Source organism: Komarekiella delphini-convector SJRDD-AB1, assembly GCF_014831675.1.
Classification (GTDB): Bacteria; Cyanobacteriota; Cyanobacteriia; order Cyanobacteriales; family Nostocaceae; genus Komarekiella.
The window spans coordinates 26,338-49,258 of record NZ_VJXY01000045.1 but is presented as its reverse complement, the minus strand read 5'-3'; the positions used below and the strand labels follow the sequence as shown (position 1 = coordinate 49,258).

The following is a 22,921-nucleotide window of genomic DNA, read 5'->3' as shown; positions in this document are numbered from 1 at the left end:
GGATTACTAATAGGCCAAAAAAAAAGGTTAATTGTACAATTGTGTCTGGTAATTCATAACATCTTAAAAATTATGTTCATATTAACAAAAATTATTAAGGAGAGAATACAGAGTGAAAGGTCGGCAAAAAACCGTCACTATTTTAATGGCTGATGATGATGAAGACGACAGTATGTTAGTTAGTGAAGCATTGGCAGAAAGTCAATTGTCAATCGAACCATACATCGTCAGGAATGGTGAGGAGTTGATGGATTATCTCTATAATCGTGGTCGGTACGCTGACAAAAGCAATGCACCGCGTCCAGATTTGATTTTGTTAGATTTAAATATGCCCAAAAAAGACGGTCTTGAAGCACTCAGAGACATTAAAAGTGACCCACAATTACGGCGAATTCCTGTTGTAGTACTGACAACGTCTGGGGCAGAGGAAGATATAGATAATACCTATGATTTAGGTGCAAACTCCTTTATCATTAAGCCAGTGACTTTTGCTTCCTTAGTAGAAGTCATGAAAACTTTAGGAAAATACTGGTTTGAAATTGTAAAGCTGCCGCTAGAAGCAGTGGGAGAAAACAATGGACAACAGCCCAATCAAAGTTCTTTTAATTGATGATGATGAAGATGATTATATTTTAACTCGTGATTGGTTTGGTGAGTTTCAAGGAACTAGTTGTGAGTTGGAATGGTTAGATAACTATGAAGCGGCAAGAAATGCGATCGCTCAGTTCCAGCATGATATTTATCTGGTAGACTACCGCTTGGGCAAACACAACGGACTAGAACTGTTGCGCGAAACAATTGCTCAGGGCTGTTCTTCTCCGATGATTTTACTGACAGGACAGGGAGATCGAGAAATAGATTTGGAGGCGATGAAAGCCGGAGCAGCCGATTATTTAGAAAAAAGCCAGCTGACAGCACCTTTACTAGAGCGTTCTATTCGTTACGCCATAGAACGCAAACAAACAGAACAGAAAATTCGCGAACAAGCTGCTTTACTAGATATTGCTACCGATGCAATTTTTGTACATAATTTAGACGACAAAATTTTATTTTGGAACAAAGCCGCCGAGCGTCTGTACGGTTGGAAAAATGAAGAGGCGATCGCTAAATATAAACAAAAACTCTGGCAAGAAAAAAATTTATCTCAATTGCAAGAAGCACTCGTTATTTTAACAAAAAATGGCTCTTGGGAGGGTGAGTTACATCAAATAACAAAATCCGGCAAAGAAATTATTGTCGAAAGCCGTTGGACACTAGTGCGTGAGTTCAGTCATCAAGCCCAATCAATCCTCGTTGTTAACACTGATATCACGCAAAAAAAACAACTGGAGGCGCAATTTCTCCGCGCCCAGCGATTAGAGAGTATTGGTACTCTAGCAAGTGGTATTGCCCATGACCTCAATAATGTTCTTGCTCCCATTTTGATGACAGCACAACTTTTGGAAGCACAAGTACATGATGAGCGTTCTCAGCGACTCCTACCAATATTGATCACAAATGCTCAACGTGGGGCAAAGTTAGTCAAGCAAGTACTGTCTTTCACTAGAGGGCTTGAAGGCGAGCGTACCCTTCTGCAACTAAAGCATTTAATAGTCGAAATTCAACAAATTATTAAACAAACTTTTCCCAAATCAATTGAAGTTTCCACTCAAATTCCGCATAATCTTTACACTGTATCTGGTGATGCCACTCAACTGCATCAAGTACTGATGAATCTTTGTGTCAATGCTCGTGATGCTATGCCTAATGGTGGAACTTTGAAAATCACTGCGGAAAATCTCTTAGTTGATGAAAATTACGCCAAGATGCATATTGATGCTAAAGTTGGTTCCTATGTTGCCATAGCTATTACTGATAGTGGAATTGGTATTGAACCGGAAATATTAGAGCGGATATTTGAGCCATTTTTTACCACCAAAGAACTTGGTAAAGGTACAGGTTTAGGTCTTTCTACAGTACTTGGTATCATTAAAAGCCACGGTGGTTTTATCAACGTATATACCGAACAACGTAGAGGCAGTCAATTTAAGGTATATTTGCCTGCACAAGAAGCAAGCGAAACTATCGCAGAACAAGAACAACAATTACCTTCAGGTAACGGAGAACTGATTTTAGTTGTTGATGACGAAGATGCCATTCGAGATGTTACAAAAACATCCCTAGAAAGCCATAACTACAAAGCAATTACAGCTAAGGACGGCATTGAAGCAATAGCTTTATATGCAGAACATCGGGATAAAATATTTCTTGTGTTAACTGATATGGTAATGCCGTCTTTGGATGGATTAACTACCATTCGCACTCTCCGAAAAATTAACCCAGATGTCAAAATTATTGCTGTCAGCGGATTGGCTTCGAGCGATAAAGTCAACATAGCTTATGATATGGGTATTAAAGCTTTTCTTTCCAAACCTTACACAGCTAGCCAACTATTACAAACCATTAGCACACTTAAAAGATGTTAGGAGTTATTTGTCCTTGGTTATTGGTCATTAGTCACTTGTGATTGCTCAAAAGCCAAAGGTCATTAACTATTCTCTCCCCCTGCCCCTCTGCTCCCCCCACATTCGCCCCTCATTCGCCATGACATCTGAAGTTTTAGCAGCTAACGAAGCTTTTTATCGAGCTTTTGAAAAAAAAGATATTGAGGCAATGAGTACAGTATGGTCACAAGGAACTGGGAGTTTCTGTATCCATCCTGGAAGCAACGTATTGCGAGGTTGGAAGGAGATTCGCAACTCTTGGGCACAGATATTTAAAAATACTGCATACATTGAAATTAATACGGAAATAATTACTACTGAAGTAACTGATAATATCGCTTACGTTGTGTTGATAGAAAATATCTTTCAAGTCGTTGGTGGAAGAAGACTCGAAGCACAATCAATGGCTACAAATGTATTTCACCTTCTCGGAGGGAAATGGTATTTAGTACATCATCATGGTAGTCCACTTATGCGGTAGGGGAAGATGGGGAGTAGGGGAGTGGCACTTCGGCTCCTTTCGGCTCCGCTCAAGGCAAGCCGCTCAGTGACCAAGGAGCAGCTAAGGTGTACACACATCTCTGTACAAAACCAAAATCGTTGTAGATCCTCCTAAATCCTCCTTAAAAAGGAGGACTTTGAGAGGTTTTTGCCCCCTCTTTGCAAGGGGAGCCAGCGCGGTCTTCTCCCAAAGGGAGAGGCTAGCGCCAAGGGGGTTTCCACGCCACTCCCCACAACGGAGGGAACCTCCGCAAAGGGGTGGCTCCCCATGAGCGACTGGCGTGGGTTGGGGGGATCGAAAGCCTGTGGGACACCTCTAGAAGACTTGTGTGTACACCGTAGCCAAGGAGCAGGGGGAGAGAATAATTAATTACTAATGAGTCTTGACAAATGACAAATGATTAATGACTAATCAAATCTTGAAAACGGCTATCTTGCCTAATTTTGTCAAAATCAGAGTCAGATTTTGCCATTTCTCGACATTCTTGAGGATTTAGCTTAATAGCTTGTTGTAAATTTTTGATCGCTAACTCTACATTCCCCAGAAATCCATAGCAGCAAGCTTTGTTGTACCAGGCACAGTCATCATTGGGTTTAATTAAGAGTGCTTGCTCATAGGATGCGATCGCATCGCTATATTTTACTAAAGATGTCAGCGCTAATCCCCGATTGTTCCAAGCTTCGTGTTTGTCGGGTTTGATTATAAGTGCTTGATCGTAAGATGCTATGGCATCATCATATTTTCCTAGATTAAACAGAGCATTACCTCGGTTGTACCAGGCTTCATGTTTATCAGGTTTGATTATGAGTGCTTGATCGTAAGATGCTATGGCATCATCATATTGTCCTAATTTAAATAGAGCATTGCCTCGGTTTTTCCAAGCTTTATGTTTGTCAGGTTGAAGTTTGAGTGCTCGGTCGTAAGATGCGATCGCTTCGGTGTACTTTTCTAAATTAAACAGAGCATTGCCTCGATTATTCCAGGCTTCATGTTTATCAGGCTGAAGTTCGAGTGCTCGGTCGTAAGATGCGATCGCTTCTGGATATTTTGCCAAATTAAACAGGGTATTGCCCCGATTGTACCAAGCTTCGTGTTTGTCGGCTTTGATGGCGAGTGCTTGGTCGTAAGAGGCGATCGCTTCCGTATAATTTCCTAAATCACCCAAAGCATGACCCCGATTATACCAGGCTTCATCGTCTTCAGGTTTGATGGCGAGGGCTTGGTCGTAGGAAGCAACAGCATCTTCAAATCGACCCAAGTTCTTGAGCACATTACCCAGACTGTACCAGGTATAATAGTCCTCGCGTTTGATTAAAAGTGCTTGATCGTAGGAAGTAACCGCCTCTGCAAATCGACCTAAGTTTTTGAGTGCATTGCCGCGATTAATCCAAGCGTGGTGTAAATTGGGTTTGATAGCAATTGCTTGGTCATAGCATGCGAACGCCTCTTCATGTTGCCCCAAATTTCGCAGCGCAATACCCCGGTTGTTCCAAGCTTGATGTAAATCGGGTTTGATGGCAATTGCTTTGTCATAAGATGCGATCGCCTCGGCACTGTGCCCCATTTCATCTAGGGCATTACCCCGGTAATACCACGCTAAATAATCGTCAGCTTTGAATTCCAATACTTTGTCATAGGATGCGATCGCCTCTGCCCACAGTCCTAAGTTACCCAGTGCAATACCCCGGTTCCCCCAAGCTTGGTAGTAGTCGGGTTGGATTTGTATCGCTTTATCCCAACAGGTAACAGCTTGCTGATAGTAACTTGATTGCGCCATCTGTACACCAAAATTTAGGAGTATACGGTGTATTTCTTGGGGGTGTTGATCTGCCAGTTGTAAAATCAGTTGGGTAAAAGGCAAGATGTATTCCCCAACTTCTACATGGCTACCCTTGGCTTCAATTTGCCCATCACGAGGTTCGAGGATGCGTTCAGTGTGAATTAAAAAGTTGGTAGCGGTGCTAACTTGCCAGCGATACCACAACCGTTGCCAACAATTTCCCCCCGCCAACATTCGTGCTGTTGCCTCCACACTGAAGCGATAAAGTGGGATGTCGAATTGCCGCAACAAGTCCACTGCATCATAAATGTAGCGACTAACTGGATATCTCTCAACTGACTCTTGATAGCGCTTTTTCCAAGTTTTGCCGAGACTTTCTCGGTAATTTTTGGGATTCAAAGCTAAACCATCATTTCGCAGGTGTTGGAGATTCTCTACCACATTTCTAAAGGTGGCATCGTTACGCCTCGCCAGTTCGGGATACTGTTCTGGCTGCGCGGAAATATTAGTTTTAGGAACGGTTGCTGTTAATACTTCAATAATTGCCCGATCTTCCGGTTCCGGCAATTCATAAATTTGGAATTTTTGCCATAACTTGGAGTATTTTTCCCATTGCAGTTTTTCCCAAGCGCTGGCTTCTCCAGGAAAATCTGGTTGTCGTTCATTGCGTGCTGTAGCAATTACGCGGATTTCCGCTTTGCCACAGAATGACTCATATCTTGTTAAGGCATCCAGTAGACGCTGTTGCAACGGGACTGTAAACCTTTCTACTTGACTTTTTTCAGCTTCAGGAGATATTTCTTCGTGACTGCGGTGCATTTTCTGATTGAGGTCATCTAAGAAAAATAGCAATTTGCGATCGCCGCCTATCTCCCTTGGCATTCGTGCTGGAATATCTAACCATTCATTTGGCTTGAGGTAAAGCACCGTCCAGCCTGCTTGGTTGAGATGCTGGGCTAATTCCGCTGCTTCCCGCGTTTTTCCTAGTCCGTTACGTCCCACAATTAATAACCACCGGTATTCTTCTAGCTGCTGTTGGAGTTCTTGGCGGATACTGCGATTCACTACTCGATTTTGGTAAGCAATATTGCGGTCTGCCAAAGGGTCTTTATCATTCCCGCCAAGAATCTGTTGCATCAAACCTGGACTTTGAGGTTTAATCACCTCAAAAGCAAAAGTTGCATGAGGAATGCGCCGCTGGCGATCGCGCCATGCCAGCCACCAAAAAAAGCTGACAATAGCAGGCAAAATAGCAGGCAACCCACCAGAGAGCAGGTTGTCAATAAATTCCTTGTTATCTCTATAAAATGTGGGAATTGGCTGAAGAATGTTGAACACAAGGTTTATTCGGAGTTACCACGACCTCCTGATTTGAGAATGCTGAGTGGGGGAGTGGAGGGGCAGGGGGAGCAGGGGGAGAGAATAATTAATGACCCTTGACTTTTGACCAATCACAAGTGACTAATGACCAAGGATAAATGACTCCTCATCACTTAATCCCCAATTAACTCCACAGCATCTCGTCCATCCGAATCTTGTAAGTAAACTTTGACAATTTCTTCTTTAGCAGTAGGTAACTTCTTACCAATAAAATCTGGGTGAATTGGTAATTCACGATGTCCTCTATCTACTAATACAGCTAAACGAATTAACTCTGGTCTACCGTAGTCGTTGACTGCATTTAAAGCAGCGCGAATCGTTCGTCCTTTAAAAATCACATCATCTACAAGTACAACCGTTTTTCCAGTGAGGTCAAAAGGAATATCGCTTTTTGCGGGAGTCCGCAAACCAATTTTGTCGAGGTCATCTCGATAAAATGTAATATCCAAAGCGCCGACTGACACATGTACACCCTCCAGTATCTCAATCTGACGCGCCAACAATTCGGCTAATAACGCACCTCTGGTATAAACCCCAAGAAGCACCAGTTGAGATAAATCACGTGTCCTTTCCACAATTTGAGAAGCAAGGCGAGTCAAAGTACGACGGATTTCTTCGGATGAGAGAATTTCAACTACTTTGGTAGACATAGTCATAGACGGATACCCCTGAATTGACTGGGGACTGGGTATTGGGGACTGGGGACTGGGTACTTGGTATTGGGAAAACTCTTTCTTAATTCCTAATCCCCAGTCCCTATTCTCCATTTCCTATCCCCTATATTTATCATTACCTGTTTAGCAGTATTAAAAATATAGCGATCGCTACCACTAACCACAGCAAAAAACTATATCGAGTCAGTTGCAAAGCATCATAAATAGAAGTTGGCGTGATGGGATAAATTGCATCTCCTAGCAGTGGTTTTTGCTTAGCCACCCCGCGATACCAATTTGTGCCTCCCATCTGCACACCTAAAATAGCAGCATAGGCGCACTCACTCCAACCAGAATTAGGACTAGGATCGGTAACTGCATCCCGGCGACAAATTCGCCAAACATGCATGGGCTTACCTGATAAGATTGCCAAAGTCATAACTGTTAGCCGGCAAGGTAGCCAAGTCAAATAATCTTCTAACCGCGCACTAAACCATCCCAAATAAGTATAAGGTGCTTCTCGATAGCCCACCATTGAATCTAAAGTACTACTAGCTTTGTATGCTAAAGCCAAAGGAACTGGCCCCACACCTGGCACAAAGACACCAACAATTGCATAAAAAAGCGGAGCCATTACCCCATCGGTGGCATTTTCTGTAACTGTTTCTAAAACGGCTCGCAAAACTTCTGCTTCTGAGAGGTTTTGTGTATCTCGTCCAACATAATTACTTAAGATATTACGAGCCTCCTCTAGATGTTTTGCTGTTAAAGGTTGTAAAACAGTAATTGCTGCTGTTCGCAAACTTCTACCAGCAAAACAACTAGCCAAGAGAATGCTTTCTAAAGTGATTCCCAATAACGGATGCAACCATCTGGCACTTTGAATTATAAAATAGCCAAAAATGCCGCTCCCAATTATTAGGACAACACCTAGTACAATTCCAGCTATGCGTTGTGTTAGAGAATTCTTACACAATCGCCCAGAAAATTTGCTCAAGTGAGAAATTCCCCATCCCATAAATTGCACTGGATGAGGCCAACCCCAAGGATCACCAATTAAGTAATCTAAAAATGCGGCAATGATTAATATAGTCATGGATCATGAGTCATGGGTCATGGGTCAAAAGTCAAAAAGTTTTAAACTGTGGACTTTTGACTTTTGACTCTTGACTAAACAACAAAACTAGCTTCTTCCCCTAGAGAAGCTTGCCAACTGCGAGCATCGTAATAAAGGTCTGCCAGAGTAATACTGTATAAAGCTTCTTTCAGTTTTTGATTGAGCCTCTGCCACAGGGTAAATGTTACCCAATCTTCAGCTTGTGCTGGTGCTGGTGTGTGATGTGGTAAATGGGTAATAGTTTCACCGACTGCTTCTAAAATTTGACCTATAGATATTTGTGCAGGCTGTTGTGCCAATTGGTATCCACCAATGCTACCGCGAATTGATTTTACTAACCCAGCACGACGCATTTCTATTAGCAGTTTTTCTAAGTAGGGAGCAGGGATATCTTGACGTTTAGCGATCGCTCTGACAGATACAGGGCCATATTCTGGCTGTAAACTCAAATCTAGCAATGCCTTTACACTATAGTGTCCTCTGGTAGTTAGTTTCATTTTGGTAGGCTTTGTTATTTAGTCAAGAGTCAATACTCAATGGACAAAAACTCTTGGACTTTTGACTCTTGAGCCTTGACTAAGGATCAGTTTTGCTTATCATTCTGTATTCCAATTATCATGTTCAGCGAGTAGACTACCTTTTTAGGGTTAGTTTAAAAAACTTAAACAAATATAGTCTAGCAGTGATTCACAAACTATATGTAGTTATCAGCATTGCCAGAATTATATAAAATAGATTGTCTTAACAATATTAGTAATCAGACAACAATTCTGTCTATGAGTGTAATATACTTGGCTAGGCTGAGATAAAAACTAAAAGACTCTGTTCTTATTAGCTTAACGTCAGCTAAAATAAAATCGATTCCAACACTTCAAACATTCGTTTTCAACCTAAGTTGATGCCTAAACAGAAAAAAATTGAACCCCTTGTCGGTGAAGAACTGCTCAAAAAAGTTAAAGAGCTAGAGAACGAGAGCAAAGAAGACAAAGCCAAGAAGTGCGGCTACTATACCGTTACCAAAAATGGTATAGAGCGCGTTAATATGATGAAGTTCTTAAACGCCCTAATTGATGCTGAAGGCATTCAGTTGGACAGTGCGCCCAATGCCAATGGGCGTGGTGGACGCAGTGCTAGCTATAGAATTAGTGTGCAATCGAATGGGAACTTACTAATAGGTTCAGCTTATACAAAACAGATGAATCTCAAACCAGGAGATGAGTTTCTCATCACTTTAGGGAAAAAGCATATTCGTCTGAGGCAGGTAGATCCAGAAGATCAAGAAGGTATAGAAGCTATAGAAGCTACAGCTTAATAAATAGTTAAGAGTCTAAAGTCCAAAGTCAACAATCAAAGATTTTTTGACTCTTGACTTTTGAACGGCAGTTGCTCTAATTGGGGAGACCCTAAAACCGCACTGCCTCCTCTTGACTCTTGACTTTTTACTACATCTGTTGTGGATAAAACTGGTAAATAGTAACGAAGCGCCTTACGCGTAACTGCTAAATTGCAAGTTAATGCAATTTGCTCTTTTTCTAGTAAACCTAAAATGCGATCAGGATTGTCTCGTGCTACCACTGGTAATTGATGCAAACCTCTAAGAGCCATGCGATCTAAAGCTTCAGACAAGAGTTCATCTTGCCAAGCATAAAGGATTTCAGTGGTACAAATATCTATGAGGGTTTGACTGGATAAATTATCCTCAATTTCTGTTGATGTTGAGTAAGTTTGCCAAACAGAAAGAGCACGGTTAATATCTTCCAGAGAAAGGATACCAACTAATTGATCAGCTTCATCTATTACTAAAGCACTCCGTGTGCGATCGCGTGTCATTTCCACAGCTGCATCTAACACCCCCAAAGTTGCAGATAACTTTTTTGGACAAGAGTGCATTGCATCTTCTACCAAAATTTGCTGCACAATTTCTGCCTGTTCATCTTTCAGCTCAGAAAGACCAATTTGCTGTAAATTAGAGTTAGAATTAAAAGTCGGCTTAATCCGCTCCACTAGCCAAACACTCAAACCCACAGCTGCCATCAACGGTAAAACAATACGGTAGTCACGAGTTAATTCAAACAGCATTAAAATTGCTGTTAATGGTGCTCTAACACTGGCAGCTAGTACTGCTGCCATTCCCACCATTGCATAAGCTGGGGGAGCTGCCATTTGCTCACCAATTACCGGAAAGACTAAAGCCAAAATTTTGGCGTAAGCCGATCCAAAAGAAGCACCCAGAAACATCGCTGGTGCAAACAAACCGCCAATAAAACCACTACCCGCACTAATAGCAGTCATCAGTAGTTTTAGTATCAATAGCTCAACCAACAATAAGAGCGAGAACTGTACATCTTGAAGCATTGCTTCCACAGTTTCATAACCGACACCCAAAATTTGTGGAAAAAGTAAAGCAACTGCACCCACGATGACGCCGCCAATAATTGGATGAATCGGCTGAGGAATTCGTCCCAAAAAGTCCAAACCCCGAACCTTCCCGCCAAAGCAGGCTTTTGCCAAACGAATTGATTGTGTATAAGCTAAAGAAACCAGACTAGCCCCTAAACCCAAGCCAAGATAAAGGGGTAATTCCAAAGGACTACGAACTTGGTAAACAGGTAAAGCAAAAGCAGGTTGTGCTCCCAAACCAATTTGAGCAATTAATGCCGCCACCACAGCCGCTAGTAGCACCACACTCACAGCAGAAGTAGCGAAGGATGTAGCTCCCATTACCACCTCTAATGCAAAGAATACTCCCGCAATGGGAGCATTAAATCCAGCAGCTAATCCAGCAGCAGCACCAGCACCTAAAAGCAATCGCCGTTGTTCTTGAGATACTTGTAATATTAGAGACAATAACATCCCAAAATTGGCACCAATTTCTACACTCGGCCCCTCAGGCCCTAAAGAAGCACCGCTTCCCAAAGAAACAGATGCAGCTAGCATCTTCGTCACTGGTCGTAGTGGTCGCTTTATTTCTGTTCCTTGGGAGGCGGCGATGAGAGACGAAAGTCCAGGCCCAAAGTCTTGAGTGCGCCAGCGCATCAAGCCAACGATAAGTCCGCCAAGGGTCGGAACGCAGGCTAAAGTCCAAGCACCCCAACCACCAATCTGGCCCATCAAAGTTTCCAGCATCAGGTGGTGAATCAGCTGGATTAAATAGTGAAAAGTAACTATACCCATACCAGTGCCACCACCAATTAACATGGCTAAAAACAGCACTACGGTTTCTGGTGATGGTTGAAAACGGTTAATTAGCTGAGCTAAACGCGCAGAAGGTGTAGGAAAGGCAGGTTGTTCCGTTACCTTCCTCAGTTCAGTGGGAGGCAAGAGAGTCATCGAGAGGCAGGGTAAATGTAAGAAAAAATTTAAATTTTTATCTGTTACTTCTCATTGTGAGCCATTATTCAGCAACCAGACAAGTAGACTTTATTTGCTTTATTTACAAAGCTTTAGCAAAAAGTGTCATTGTGCAAAATTTTTGTGGTGAGAACGGTTAAATGGGAGAGAATTAATAGTTAAGGGTTAGCGATCGCTCTCCTAGATACAAGTGAGCTTCGGCTCTATTCTCTGTAAACAAAATACAATATTTGCGAGTTGAATGGATGCATGATAGATAAGCATTAAAGGGGAGTCATCCTTCCTAAATCTAGCTATACTCGTGTTGTAACTATTGAGCTATCCTTAATTAGGAATGCAAATTTATGTGTGATTTATGGCTCATATCAAACCATACTTAGCAATTTACTAAATACTGATTGGAATTCAATATAGCTATTGTTATAGAGCGAATAAATGGACTAGGCGGACAAGGTAAATGAATACACACACTTTTGATAATCATTATGTTACTTGCCCAATTTGCCAGAGAAATGCTACGCCCAAACCAGTCAAGACGTGCATTGGCTTGTTTACCTGTCCGTATTGCCAGGAACGTCTAGTAGTTTGTCAAAGCGGTCATTACGTCCGTGATCCATTTACCTGGAGACAGATGATGATTGCTTCGGCGCTACGTCGTCAAAGCCGACCCCTAGCTAGGATTATAAGAGATTTTGTCTTGCTCAAGCGTCCTATGGTGGCTCTAGCCGTTGGAAGTGCCATTTTCTTTAGTATGATTGCTATTACCCAGGAAAGCACAAGCTACGATCGCCAAGTTTCTCCCATAGAGCAAATTAAAGAAGTAGGGGAAAAATCTCCATAAGTTTACACCCTGTTATAACTAACTCTTACACTACTGTCAGTATTATTATAACAAAACATACTTGTGTTCACCGTGTTCTATTTGTTTGAGGCAAATAGAACACAGTTTGGGATAAATATGTATTGCTGTATTCTCTGATAGAGTTTCTCTTTTGTATAAATAGACAACAGTAGGGTGAGCATTATAATGCCCACCCTACGAGTTTAGCTATTTAAAAGTCTCATGCAATTTGAAGGTCGGTACACAAGGGTATCTATAATTCACTATCTGGGAATACTTGGGGTGAAAACATTCCCCACAAGGACTCATAATAAGGAACAAAATAAGCAGCCTGTTGTGGTTCTAGACGAGAGCGGATCTCAGTGCCAAGCAAGTGAATCAATTGCCGCACCAATTCCCAACGTACCTTCAATCGAGGGTACAGCATCACACACAGTGGAAATAGTTCTTGTTGTATGGCACTAATGTTGTTTTCCAAAACACAGACCCATAGATAGACTTGAAACATCTCAGTATCACGGACACTTGAAATTTTAATATTAATGTCACTTAAACGACCTGTATGGCATTGATAGGAAGGGTATAGCTCCATTACCCGTTCTACAATCTTGGTTGCAATCTCAGTGCATAACGGCAAGAGTTGCTGAACTGCTTTTAACGGTGGCGAGTTGTAAGCATGTTCTCCTGCTGCATGGTAAGCACGCTGAAGCGGCATGTAAAGATGGTCATCAATTACTTTGAAGTAAGCACTCAGCAATGGTTGCTGTGATGGGGGTGTCAAGTTGAGCAGCATTTGTCCGCTGTAGTGGAATTGCATACTAATAAACCCAATGACTCTAGGGTCATCTGCTATGTATTTCTGCCGAATATGTCCTAAATCCGATGCAATCCATGTAGAAAATTTAGATGGGGGAATTTGTTGAGCATAAGCTGATAGCGCAGTTTGATAAATCTGGTGAGCATCTTTTGTTACTGCCCACGGATCAATGAATTGAGGGTCAATTTGATGCCGAATTACCTCTTGAGATAGAAGTGCTTCCGTTCTTGCCCACGCTTGAAGACTTATAGTTCGGAGTGTCTGCATTAACGTTTTTGCAATCTCAGTTGCCATTTCACTGTGGTTGAGGGCTTCAGTCAGATCATCCTGTTCAGCTAGCTTTCGTAAATACTTCTTCGCCCACGCTTCTGAAAATTTTTGATTTGCTCCCGCTTCAACAAGTTCTTCTGGTTTCTCTGAAAATGATGCAATATTTTGTAAATTTATTAACACCTGATTTTTCTATCCAATGAAATATTTCTTAATCTTTTCCAGCATAGAGAAATCATTTCTGCGATAAAAACCGCAAGATTACTGGGTTTATCATCTCTTCAAGCTAAAATCCTTGAGCTTTTACAAACTAGCGAAAAAGAATCAAACTTTCTGAAGAAAGGCGATCGCTACCAAAACATCTAATCAGAACTTATGCACTTAGATCCCCCAACCCCCTTAAAAAGGGGGCTTTATAAATTCCCCCCTTTTGAAGGGGAGCCAGCGCGGTCTTCTCTACTTTGAGGCTGCGCCAAGGGGGTTTCCACGCCACTTCCTACAAGTCGGCAGAGCCGACGCCAGTCAACTACAACAGAGAGAACCTCCGCAACGTGCTGGCTCCCCATGAGCGACTGGCGTTCGCATGATTGCGTGCCGTAGGCATCACCCCGAAGGGGTTAAAGGTTAAGGGGTAAATTCCAGCCTTTCCCCCTTACCCAAAAGGTATTGCCAAAACAATGCTTAAATTTAGGCAAGACTTTCTACAGTCGATTAGTATCTTTTGTAACTAGTTTCCAACCTTCAGCTTGGTCAATTAGCTTCATTGACTCTAGTTGGAGATTGTTTGCAGTAGATGCATTTAGCAGGAAGTAGGGTTGTCCGCTGTAGTGCCAATAATATTTCAGTTCACCTGGAGAGGCGGGAATGATGGTGCGATCGCTATAAAAATCCAACGAGGGACGATGATAGGGAAAAGATGTGTAAATCTTCTTCACAGCTGGATTTGCCTGCACTATCATGGCGGCGACTGGTTTAACTGGATAGGCTTTACTTAATTCCCAAACCCAGTAGTTTGATTTCATCAACAGCAGTAGCGAAATATAGCTTCCCCAAAACAAAATCTTCAGAAATTGTCCATCACCTCGCTCTGCCAAAATCGCTGCTAAGGTCATAGTTAAAGCTATTGCTGCAAAAATCAACTGTAAGTCGGTTTTTGGTGCTGTACCCCAACTGAAATACATGCTACCAGCAGAAGCAGCCACAGCAAGTATTGCTAAACCAGCGACCCAAGTCCGGGGGTAGGATGACAGTAAAGGAGAATTTTCCGTCTCTGTTAATTGGATACCAAAAGCTAAGGCTAAGCTAGGGTAAATCGGGAATATGTACCAGGCAAATTTGGTACTCATGAAAGAAATTGCCAGCAGATAAACACCACTCCACACTAGTACGAGTTTTGCCCAGCTCAGGTTGCGATTTTCCCAGGTTAAACGTACAGTTTGCGGTAAAAACACTAGCCAGGGCCATGTCCATTTCAGAAGTTCGATGACATAGTACCAGGGTGGCTGAGGATTCTTCTCGATGACTGTGCCAATTCTATTTAGAGATTGATTTACAATACCGTCTTCGACAAAAGTGTAACCATAATGGATCAGTTGGGCGCTGTACCAAGAGGCCACAGGCAGAATGCCGATGAAGATTGCTAGCCAAAAATAGTAACTGGTAAGTAGTCGTGGTGTGTCCCAAAACAAAAATACGATCGCGATCGCGCCTAGCAATACGCCTAACAGTCCTTGAGTTAGGCAAATTAACCCGAAACTGACGCCAACACCAAGGCAATAACGTAAATCCCGGCGCGATCGTAATACACACAACATCATCAACATCAAAAAACTTACCACTGCCCCATCTAACATTGCCAAACGCCCATGACGCACAACGGGTAGCATTGTTAGGTAAATCAAGGCGCTATAAATAGCAGCCCAGCGTTGGCGAAATATCTCTCGACCAATACAGTACAGTAAAGGTACTGATATAGCTGTTAAAATTGCTCCTGGTAAGCGTGTTGTCCCTTCATTCATGCCTCCTAGAGAATAAGCCCAAGCAATTAGCAAATGCATCAGGGGCGGCTTGTTATGATATGGTTCGCCTCCTAGGGTTGGGTAAAGCCAACGCATTGAGCCTTCTGGAGCACGCCAAATTTCACGAGCAACCTGTGCCACAGTGCCTTCATCCCAATCTCGCAGCGGTAATCCTCCAAGATTGATGCTAAATAGCAACACTGCCGCTAAAAGCAGTACTACCAGCCATACCCAATCAATCCATTTATCAACCGTGCGATGTTGTCTCTCTAGATGACCCCAAACAAAGCTTCCTTCTTGCATATTCTATGATAATCATTTTGCTTGCTGGTTTGATTACAAGAGACTAGAACGAATCTCCTATGTTGCTACCCAATAAAAACCTGTGTTCTTAACAATTGCTAGTTTCTAAGGTTAACTCAGTTTTTTCTAATTGGTGCTAATTTTTTGAGAAATTTATCTTAGTTATTTTTCCAGTTATATAACAAGCTTTTTGGCAGTTATCTGATAAAAATAATACAAATAAACAATATTTTTTCACCTGTTAATTAGTCCGTAACTTAACATACATTTTATTCTAAATATGATGCCAAGCTTAATTAAACGATAACCTCTGTATAAACGTTACATTGCTCTGTACAGACGTTACATTACTCTGTGGAGACGTTGCAATGCAACGTCTCCACATCAAATTTTTACTGGATTTAATTATATGAATTATTCTGCAAGTCAGCTTATGCATCGCATTCAAGGAAAATAAAAATATTTTTGATGATAACAGCTCCAGTATTTTCTATTACAGTTTAGTTAAACATTTTGCTACAGCTTTTAGGGAAAAATACAAATACCGACGGTAACGCAAAAGTTAAATAAATCACGAGTAGAAAAATTTAAGTAGCCAAGATTAACGAAAATATAGTAATTGTTGAATAAATAGCAGAATTTGTAAGTTTATCAGATGTTTACGAAAATAGTAGCCAATTAGGCATTAAAAGATAAAGATTACTTGCAAATACCAATTTTTATCCTGACGAATAATCTCAATTTGCCTGATGAATTCTCGAAAATAAAATCGTCGCTCTGCTTCTGACAGGTCTAACCAAAATTGTGGGATAGAAACAGCTTGAGCGACAGAACGTAAGTTTACAGGTGGGAGAGTTGCCAGCTTAGCTTGCATTGCAGAAATTTCTGTGCGGAGTTTGTAAGCCCTTAACTTTGCTGTTTCAGTATCTAAAATTCCAGTTTCGATTAAAGTGGGTAACTGAGCAAGAATTTCTTGCTGACGGGCGATCGCTTCACTTAAACTATTCTTGACTGCATCCAGTTGGGGAAAATTTATTCCTGCCACTGCTAACGGTAAGTCACGGCAAACCGTTTCAATTGTGTGTTCCAAAACTTCCTGGTAAGGAATGGCACGACACTTGGGATGTTTGGGACAGCTAATTGAACGTAAATAAAGATACTCTTTGTCTTGGTTTCGTTGAGTGACGCTAGTAACTACCAAATGTGACTGACACTCATCACAGATAACCAACCCAGCTAGAGAACGTGGCGCACTAGCAGTGCGAGATGGTAAACGGCTGTTACGGCGCAAAAGTCGGTCAATTTGGGCAGCTTCTTCCTTAGAAATTATCGGAACATGGGTATTGGAGAGAATTTCACCATTGTGATAGGCTGTATCGCCCCGATAGACTGGATTCGTCAGCCAACGCCGCCCAGTAGTTACAGAAATTTTCTTGCCATATTTTTTCGCTAGATAACGGACTGAACCTCGCAGAGAACCATACAGTAAAAAGTGTTCAAAAAAATCTTTGACCACTGGCGAAGTACTGCGGTCAATAGTATACTTTCCTTTGCCTCTGCGGTAGCCGTAGGGAACTTTACCAGGTGGGGGTGCAGCATCAAGACGACTGCGGGCGTGTCCTTGGCGGATACGACGACTGCGTTGTTGACGCTGAACTTCGTGTAGCAAATTCAACAATTCGCTACGGATATCCGAGTTTTCAGATGTGTATGGTTGTTCAATGGCAATTATTATGACGCACATCGCTTCAAGTTCATTCAAGCGATCGCTCACTTCATCTACAGTATCCCCCAATTCCTCCAAGCGACGGATCAGGAGGTAATCTACTGGTTCACTTTGGCAGTCCGTGAATAATTGCTGTAATTGCGATCTATTGCCCAAATCTTGATAAACACAATCCACCTCCCAGCCCCAATTAACTTCATCGGAAGAAGATTCTAGTAAAGGATCTGTGTAAGTGTAGGCAATGATTTTCATTAGTCATTAGTTATGGTAAGATATTTATCTCCTGGCTTTAATCTTTCACGGGGTTTATACACTTCAAACAGTAATGGAAACGTCATTCCACAGAAAACACCAGCGTAAGTCCTATTTATATTCAGCAATACCCCATAATGAAAAACTAAAGTCGCGGATCAACAGGTTCGCTCTCCAATGCCAAAATCCCGAAAACACATTCATGCACGCGGCGCAGCGGAGTATGAGAGACAAATCGCTCCAAAGCCTCAACACCCAGAGCAAACTCCCGCATAGCCAGAGAACGCTTGAGAGATAATCCACGTTGCCGTAAACGTTGCAAATTCTCCGGCGCTGAGTATTCCACACCGTAGATAATCCGCAGATATTCTCGTCCGCGACACTTCACCGCAGGCTGCACAATGCCGCGATTACCTTGGACAATGAATTGCATCGGCTTGACAACCATACCTTCACCACCGGCAGCAGTGAGTTCTTCCCACCAATTAACCCCCTCCGCCTGACTGCTGGGGTCGCTCAAATCTATCACTTTATAGGCAGTTTCTAAGAGCAGGGCGGGGTCTGATTGGCAGATTTTGGCAATTTGCTCCATGTGCCAGCGATGGTCTTTGTCGATGTGAGCTGCTCCCTCTGTTGCTAGGATGTGGAAGGGTGCGAGCTTTAGATTAGAAATATTAGTGACAGACCAGCAGTAGCGGCGGTAGGCGGTGATGTACTGATGTGCCATCTCTGCACGTTGCTGGTAGTGGCTGAGTTGAGTACTAACTTCAACGTTGCGATCGCTTGCTTGTTGCAATAAGCTAACAGCATCATTAAGAGCAAGGCGGGACGCCACTCCCACAGGTGCATACTGTTCTCGCAGTAGTCCCTGTGCTTTAGCTGACCAAGGCATCAATTCACAGTCTAGACACACCCAATCGGTATTAAATTCTTCCCAAAAACCACTTTGGGAAAGGGCAGCATTCACCCGCGTCAATAGTTCCGTCTCCAACGCTGGATCATCAAAGAAACGCCTTCCTGTACGGGTGTAGCAGATGCCGATACCTTCATCCACCACATCAAAACGTTTCTCGGCAGCGGCTAAATCTCGGCAAACAACCACCACTGCCCGCGAACCCATGTGTTTTTCTTCGCAAACTACTTCGTTAATTTCCCGGTGGTAGTAGGCAAAGGCTTGTGCTGGGTGTTCCAAATATCCCAGTGTTGAGGATGTTTCCACAGGGGACATAGTGGGGGGTAGGTAAATCAGCCATTTAGGATTAGCGGCAAAACGGCTCATTACCTCTAAAGCTGCGATCGCATTTTCTTCTCGAATGGTAATGTTGGGCTTAAGTCGCGTGTTGATCAGGCGCTTACCCAATACGTCCTCAATGTGCAGGACATCATCAAGTTCCTGTTGGGATGTCCGGGTTACTGTATTCTGTATAAAAGGTTTCACAGGTTCGCAGTATACACGGCCAGCCGGAATGCTCACCAATTCCTTTTCTGGATAGCGCAGAGCGGTGAGTTTGCCGCCAAAGACGCAGCCTGTATCAATATCAATAGTATTATTTAGCCATTCTGCTTCTGGTACAGGAGTGTGCCCGTAGACTACCATCGCTTCACCGCGATATTCTCCCGCCCAGTTATGGCGGACGGGTAAGCCAAATTCATCAATCTCGCCAGTGGATTCGCCATACAAGGCAAATTCGCGCACCGCACCAGATCCCCGTCCCTGCATTTCCTGTTTCATCCCCGCGTGAGCTACTACTAACCGCCCGTCATCTAGGAGGTAGTGACTGATTAAAGAATCCAGAAATTTTTGCAGTTCTTTGGTGAAAGGTTCACGCACTTCATCTGGTAACGCCTCAATCTCAGCTAGGGTTTGCTCTAATCCATGATTGACTCGGACATTTTTACCTCGTAGTTTCCGCAACAGCTTATTTTCATGATTACCAGGAACGCAGATAGCCGTACCAGCAGTAACCATGTTTCGCACCAGCTTGACTGTATCTAAGATGCGCGGGCCACGGTCTACTAAATCACCCAGAAAAACAACTTTGCGCCCTTGAGGATGGTAATAAGTGGGAGTATCCCAGAGGGGAGCAGGGGAGGCAGGGGAGGCAGGGGAGGCAGGGGAGGCAGGGGAGGCAGGGGAGGCAGGGGAGGCAGGGGGAGATAAAGAGATTTGGTAGCCTAATTGTTGGAGTAATGCTTCGAGTTCATCGCAACAGCCATGAATGTCGCCGATGATGTCAAAGGGGCCGTGTTCGTGTTTGAGGTTGTTCCAGAGGGGTTGGCGTTCAATTTCAACAGATTCAATTTCTGCTAAAGAATTGAGAGTGTAGACATAGCGGAAGCCTTCTTTTTCTAAACCACGCAGAGAACGCCGTAACATTTGGCTATGACGCCGCACAACGTGGGGGCCAAACTGGCGATCGCTCCGTTGTTGGTTGCGTTCATGACATAATTCTTCTGGTAGGTCGAGAACGATCGCGATCGCAAAGCAATGATATTGTCGTGCCATTTGCAGCAGAATTTTCCGGTCTTCCATCTGCACGTTGGTAGCATCAATTACAGTCAGTTTAGCTGCTGCTAGCCGCTTGGTAGTAATGAAGTGTAGCACCTCAAAGGCGTCTTTGGTAGCAGATTAGCTATTTTCGTTATTGCAAACTAACCCGCGACAAAAGTCTGAGGATAAGACTTCAAAGGGTTGAAAGTGTTTACGGGCAAAGGTCGATTTACCGGAACCGGAAGCACCGATGAGGATAATTAGGGAAAGTTCGGGAATAGTTATTTTCATAATTTTTTTTAACGAACCGCTAAGGACGCCAAGGACGCAAAGGAAGAAATAGGATGAAATTAGTAATTATTATGATGTTCGCCAGATTATTGATAATAAGCTGCTTGTAGTGGGGACTTCAGTCCCCAAAGCCAGGACTAAAGTCCTAACTACAAACGAACATTTTTATTCAGCTGATTAACCGGACATGATATTACGGCTAAACACTGCCATCTGCGTGGGTGAACCTATTTCTGGGTCTTCCGTGCCTACGGGTTGAAATTGCACAATGTAGCCAAAGCTTTCTGCTATGCGATTTGCCCAAGCTTGAAACTCTGCCCGCGTCCATTCAAAGCGGTGGTCTTTATGTCGCAGTTTCCCTGCGGGGAGGTTCTCAAATTTGATGTTGTACTCAATATTAGGCGTTGTCACTACCACCGTTTTAGGTTGGGTGAACTCAAACAAGACTCGCTCAAATGCCCCCAGACGCGGCAAATCGAGATGCTCAATTACCTCAATTACCGTTGCAGCATCGTAACCACCAAGGCGTTTATCTTGATAAGTGAGTGCGCCCTGGATTAATTGCAGACGTTCCCATTGATTGCGGGGAAGACGCAGGCGGTCTAATCTTTCTTTAGCAACCTCTAGCGCTCTGTAGGAAACATCGACACCTGTAATTTGCTCGAATGAGCCGTCTTTAAGCAGGTTTTTTAATAGAGTACCTTGACCGCAACCTAAATCAATCACCCGCTTTGCACCGCTTTGCTTGAGAGCAGCAATTACCGCATTCATCCGCTGTTGATTCAAGCTAATGGGCTTTTCTACTGCTGCTTCTTCCTCAGCGTGGCTTTCTTCAACACTATCAGGATCAAGATTGTCTTCCTCTGCTAATTGGGCTAAAGCCAGACGAGTTAGGCGTTGTTGTCGTTTGAGGTAACGCTTGGTAATTTGTTCTCGCGCTGGATGTGCAGTTAACCAACCTTCGCCATGACGCAGTAACTTTTCGATTTCCTCATCGCCTACCCAATAATGTTTATCGTCATCCAATACTGGAATCAAAACGTAGAGGTGGCTTAACAAATCGCTTAAGAGCAAAGTGTGCTGAAGTTCGACGCTAAAGTATTGGCTCTGACCCCATTCAGGGAATTCCTCATTTAAAGTGTGACCTTGGGCACTCACACTGTAACCCAACGGCTCAAACAGTTCTCGCAGGAAACTTTCACCACCGCGACAGGGTAAAACTGAAAGTTTCGCTGTTAAAGGAATAGAAGTTTGTACCAATTCTGGACGGTCTTTGCAGCGACCTCCTAAAGCTGTGCTAAACACCTGAGCGATCGCTACACTTAAAAATGAAGAAGCAACATAAGGGCGATCATTTACATATTGTTCCAGCCTAGCACTGCGTCCCCGCACCAATTTCACAGGGTCAACATCCAACAGCAACGCTACCGTACATTGCTGTGCGTTAGCTTCCGGGTAAAAGACGTACGCCTGTCCAAAAGAAAGAGAAAAAGACTGACAGCGGTCAGGGTGTTTATGCAACAAATAGCCTAACTCTGTTGCTGGGAAGTGTGTCGTTGCGATCGTTAGCAGCATTCACTTGTGCAAAGGTTAAGGATAAGGGAAGAAGTAGTAAATACTGCTCAAGGATAAGCGATTACGGAAAATATTACCCTGTTTGCTTTCACTCAACACTCAGAACTGTTCAGCAGTCCCCCCGTGCGCTAATTTCATAACTCTCAATTTCTTCCAGAGAACGAGAGACGAGAGTATAAAAGACTCGTCCGCGAATATCAAAGACTCGTCCGCGAATATCAAAGATTCGTCCACGAATATCAAAGGCTTGTCTACGAATATCAAAGGCTTGTCTACGAATATCAAAGACTTGTCTACGAATATCAAAGGCTTGTCTACGAATATCAAAGACTCGTCAACGGAGTTCTAAGGCTTGTCTACAAACTTTCTTCTTGCCCCCTGCTCCCCTGCTCCCCCTGCCCCTCTACTCCCCTACCTTTACAAGCCATTGAGGTATCAATTGATATAATCCATAAAAGCCCTGCGGCGTATTCATCTCCTCAATCAATCAACCCCGTGTTGGATTTACAGACAATTCTGAAATTCTATCAAGACCACAAGGACTTTATTAACAACCTTATTACTGATGGTCTAGCTGCAATGATACCTGTAATTACAGGTTTCTTATGGTGGTTGAGATGGCGACATCGCCAGTGTAGTATTGCTTGTTATAGCCAGGGCATTGCGCTGTCTAATTTGGGAAGAAAACAAGAAGCGATCGCCTCTTATGAAAATAACAGAAGACGAGCTTCTTGGCGATATAGAGAATGCCTAACACTGAGAGAATCGTTATTAACATAGGGTTGGATATGACAACAGTAAATATAAGCGCAGATCATAATAATTTCCCGCAACTGATTAACAGAGTTACAGAAAGTGGAGAACGTATCGTTATTGAACAGCAAGGTAAAGCAACAGCGGCAATTATTACCTACGATGATTTGCAGCGACTAGAAGCGCTGGAGGCCATCCTGCTTAAAAAGGCAGAATTAGAAGAATATGAATTACTAAGAGCAGCAATGAAAAATTCAGTGTTTGATTTTCTTAAAGACCAGGAAGAAGATATCTACACCTAGCTGATGGTAAGCCATT

Annotated in this window: 16 protein-coding genes and 1 pseudogene; 7 read left to right on the top strand and 10 right to left on the bottom strand. The window is 43.0% G+C overall.

What is annotated here, in order from left to right; all coding sequences use genetic code 11:
* Positions 1–112 precede the first annotated feature (112 nt).
* From FNW02_RS28765 to FNW02_RS28755, 3 genes are all read left to right on the top strand, one after another.
* Complete coding sequence (locus FNW02_RS28765) at positions 113–610, top strand: response regulator (RefSeq protein WP_191760878.1); 498 nt, start codon at positions 113–115, stop codon at positions 608–610.
* Entirely contained in the window at positions 576–2,465 is a 1,890-nt protein-coding gene (locus FNW02_RS28760) for a hybrid sensor histidine kinase/response regulator (protein ID WP_191760877.1), read from the top strand. Before FNW02_RS28765 ends, FNW02_RS28760 begins: the two co-directional genes overlap by 35 nt.
* 118 nt (positions 2,466–2,583) lie before the next feature.
* The gene (locus FNW02_RS28755; protein ID WP_191760876.1) at positions 2,584–2,964 is read left to right on the top strand and encodes a nuclear transport factor 2 family protein; all 381 of its coding nucleotides are present in this window, start codon (positions 2,584–2,586) and stop codon (positions 2,962–2,964) included.
* 421 nt (positions 2,965–3,385) lie between these two features.
* Here FNW02_RS28755 and FNW02_RS28750 read toward each other — a convergent pair whose 3' ends face one another.
* From FNW02_RS28750 to FNW02_RS28735, 4 genes are all read right to left on the bottom strand, one after another.
* Complete coding sequence (locus FNW02_RS28750) at positions 3,386–6,103, bottom strand: tetratricopeptide repeat protein (protein ID WP_348535466.1); 2,718 nt, start codon at positions 6,101–6,103, stop codon at positions 3,386–3,388.
* A gap of 155 nt (positions 6,104–6,258) precedes the next feature.
* Entirely contained in the window at positions 6,259–6,795 is a 537-nt protein-coding gene (pyrR, locus tag FNW02_RS28745) for a bifunctional pyr operon transcriptional regulator/uracil phosphoribosyltransferase PyrR (protein WP_191760889.1), read from the bottom strand.
* A gap of 139 nt (positions 6,796–6,934) precedes the next feature.
* Entirely contained in the window at positions 6,935–7,894 is a 960-nt protein-coding gene (gene cbiB / locus FNW02_RS28740; protein ID WP_191760875.1) for an adenosylcobinamide-phosphate synthase CbiB, read from the bottom strand.
* A 74-nt stretch (positions 7,895–7,968) separates the two neighbouring features.
* On the bottom strand, positions 7,969–8,412 hold the full coding sequence (locus tag FNW02_RS28735) for an Rrf2 family transcriptional regulator (protein WP_162394992.1): 444 nt from the start codon (positions 8,410–8,412) through the stop codon (positions 7,969–7,971).
* Between the two features lie 401 nt (positions 8,413–8,813).
* Between FNW02_RS28735 and FNW02_RS28730 the strand changes: the two genes are divergently transcribed.
* On the top strand, positions 8,814–9,227 hold the full coding sequence (locus tag FNW02_RS28730) for an AbrB family transcriptional regulator (RefSeq protein ID WP_162394991.1): 414 nt from the start codon (positions 8,814–8,816) through the stop codon (positions 9,225–9,227).
* A gap of 35 nt (positions 9,228–9,262) precedes the next feature.
* Here FNW02_RS28730 and FNW02_RS28725 read toward each other — a convergent pair whose 3' ends face one another.
* Positions 9,263–11,245, bottom strand: a complete 1,983-nt coding sequence (locus FNW02_RS28725) for a chloride channel protein (RefSeq protein WP_225225964.1) — start codon at positions 11,243–11,245, stop codon at positions 9,263–9,265.
* A gap of 478 nt (positions 11,246–11,723) precedes the next feature.
* On the opposite strand from FNW02_RS28725, the gene FNW02_RS28720 reads away from it, so the two are divergent.
* Positions 11,724–12,107 (top strand): hypothetical protein, encoded by a 384-nt coding sequence (locus tag FNW02_RS28720; RefSeq protein WP_191760874.1) that lies wholly within the window; start codon positions 11,724–11,726, stop codon positions 12,105–12,107.
* A gap of 253 nt (positions 12,108–12,360) precedes the next feature.
* On the opposite strand, the gene FNW02_RS28715 is transcribed toward FNW02_RS28720, so the two are convergent.
* The 5 genes and pseudogenes from FNW02_RS28715 to FNW02_RS28695 all read right to left on the bottom strand — a co-directional run bounded on the left by FNW02_RS28715 (position 12,361) and on the right by FNW02_RS28695 (position 21,850).
* Positions 12,361–13,377 carry a hypothetical protein gene (locus FNW02_RS28715; protein WP_191760873.1) on the bottom strand — a complete coding sequence of 339 codons (1,017 nt, stop codon included), beginning with the start codon at positions 13,375–13,377 and terminating at the stop codon, positions 12,361–12,363.
* A 518-nt stretch (positions 13,378–13,895) separates the two neighbouring features.
* Positions 13,896–15,515: an ArnT family glycosyltransferase gene (locus FNW02_RS28710; protein ID WP_191760872.1), complete on the bottom strand. Its 1,620-nt coding sequence runs from the start codon at positions 15,513–15,515 to the stop codon at positions 13,896–13,898.
* 685 nt (positions 15,516–16,200) lie between these two features.
* On the bottom strand, positions 16,201–17,493 hold the full coding sequence (locus FNW02_RS28705) for a recombinase family protein (RefSeq protein ID WP_191760871.1): 1,293 nt from the start codon (positions 17,491–17,493) through the stop codon (positions 16,201–16,203).
* A gap of 145 nt (positions 17,494–17,638) precedes the next feature.
* A pseudogene (locus FNW02_RS28700) lies at positions 17,639–20,275 on the bottom strand (polynucleotide kinase-phosphatase).
* Between the two features lie 177 nt (positions 20,276–20,452).
* Positions 20,453–21,850, bottom strand: coding sequence for a 3' terminal RNA ribose 2'-O-methyltransferase Hen1 (locus tag FNW02_RS28695; protein ID WP_191760870.1), 1,398 nt, complete (start codon positions 21,848–21,850; stop codon positions 20,453–20,455).
* A gap of 495 nt (positions 21,851–22,345) precedes the next feature.
* Here FNW02_RS28695 and FNW02_RS28690 point away from each other — a divergent pair, with 495 nt between their 5' ends.
* On the top strand, positions 22,346–22,630 hold the full coding sequence (locus tag FNW02_RS28690; RefSeq protein WP_191760869.1) for a hypothetical protein: 285 nt from the start codon (positions 22,346–22,348) through the stop codon (positions 22,628–22,630).
* Positions 22,631–22,638: 8 nt separating this feature from the next.
* Entirely contained in the window at positions 22,639–22,905 is a 267-nt protein-coding gene (locus FNW02_RS28685; RefSeq protein WP_225225963.1) for a type II toxin-antitoxin system Phd/YefM family antitoxin, read from the top strand.
* Positions 22,906–22,921 lie beyond the last annotated feature (16 nt).

Excerpts from the sequence above, each read along its gene's own strand:
- FNW02_RS28760 (WP_191760877.1), top strand. The coding sequence starts at position 576 with ATGGACAACAGCCCAATCAAAGTTCTTTTAATTGATGATGATGAAGAT.
- FNW02_RS28755 (WP_191760876.1), top strand. The coding sequence starts at position 2,584 with ATGACATCTGAAGTTTTAGCAGCTAACGAAGCTTTTTATCGAGCTTTT.
- pyrR (WP_191760889.1), bottom strand. The coding sequence starts at position 6,795 with ATGTCTACCAAAGTAGTTGAAATTCTCTCATCCGAAGAAATCCGTCGT.
- cbiB (WP_191760875.1), bottom strand. The coding sequence starts at position 7,894 with ATGACTATATTAATCATTGCCGCATTTTTAGATTACTTAATTGGTGAT.
- FNW02_RS28735 (WP_162394992.1), bottom strand. The coding sequence starts at position 8,412 with ATGAAACTAACTACCAGAGGACACTATAGTGTAAAGGCATTGCTAGAT.
- FNW02_RS28730 (WP_162394991.1), top strand. The coding sequence starts at position 8,814 with ATGCCTAAACAGAAAAAAATTGAACCCCTTGTCGGTGAAGAACTGCTC.
- FNW02_RS28725 (WP_225225964.1), bottom strand. The coding sequence starts at position 11,245 with ATGACTCTCTTGCCTCCCACTGAACTGAGGAAGGTAACGGAACAACCT.
- FNW02_RS28720 (WP_191760874.1), top strand. The coding sequence starts at position 11,724 with ATGAATACACACACTTTTGATAATCATTATGTTACTTGCCCAATTTGC.
- FNW02_RS28710 (WP_191760872.1), bottom strand. The coding sequence starts at position 15,515 with ATGCAAGAAGGAAGCTTTGTTTGGGGTCATCTAGAGAGACAACATCGC.
- FNW02_RS28705 (WP_191760871.1), bottom strand. The coding sequence starts at position 17,493 with ATGAAAATCATTGCCTACACTTACACAGATCCTTTACTAGAATCTTCT.
- FNW02_RS28695 (WP_191760870.1), bottom strand. The coding sequence starts at position 21,850 with ATGCTGCTAACGATCGCAACGACACACTTCCCAGCAACAGAGTTAGGC.
- FNW02_RS28685 (WP_225225963.1), top strand. The coding sequence starts at position 22,639 with ATGACAACAGTAAATATAAGCGCAGATCATAATAATTTCCCGCAACTG.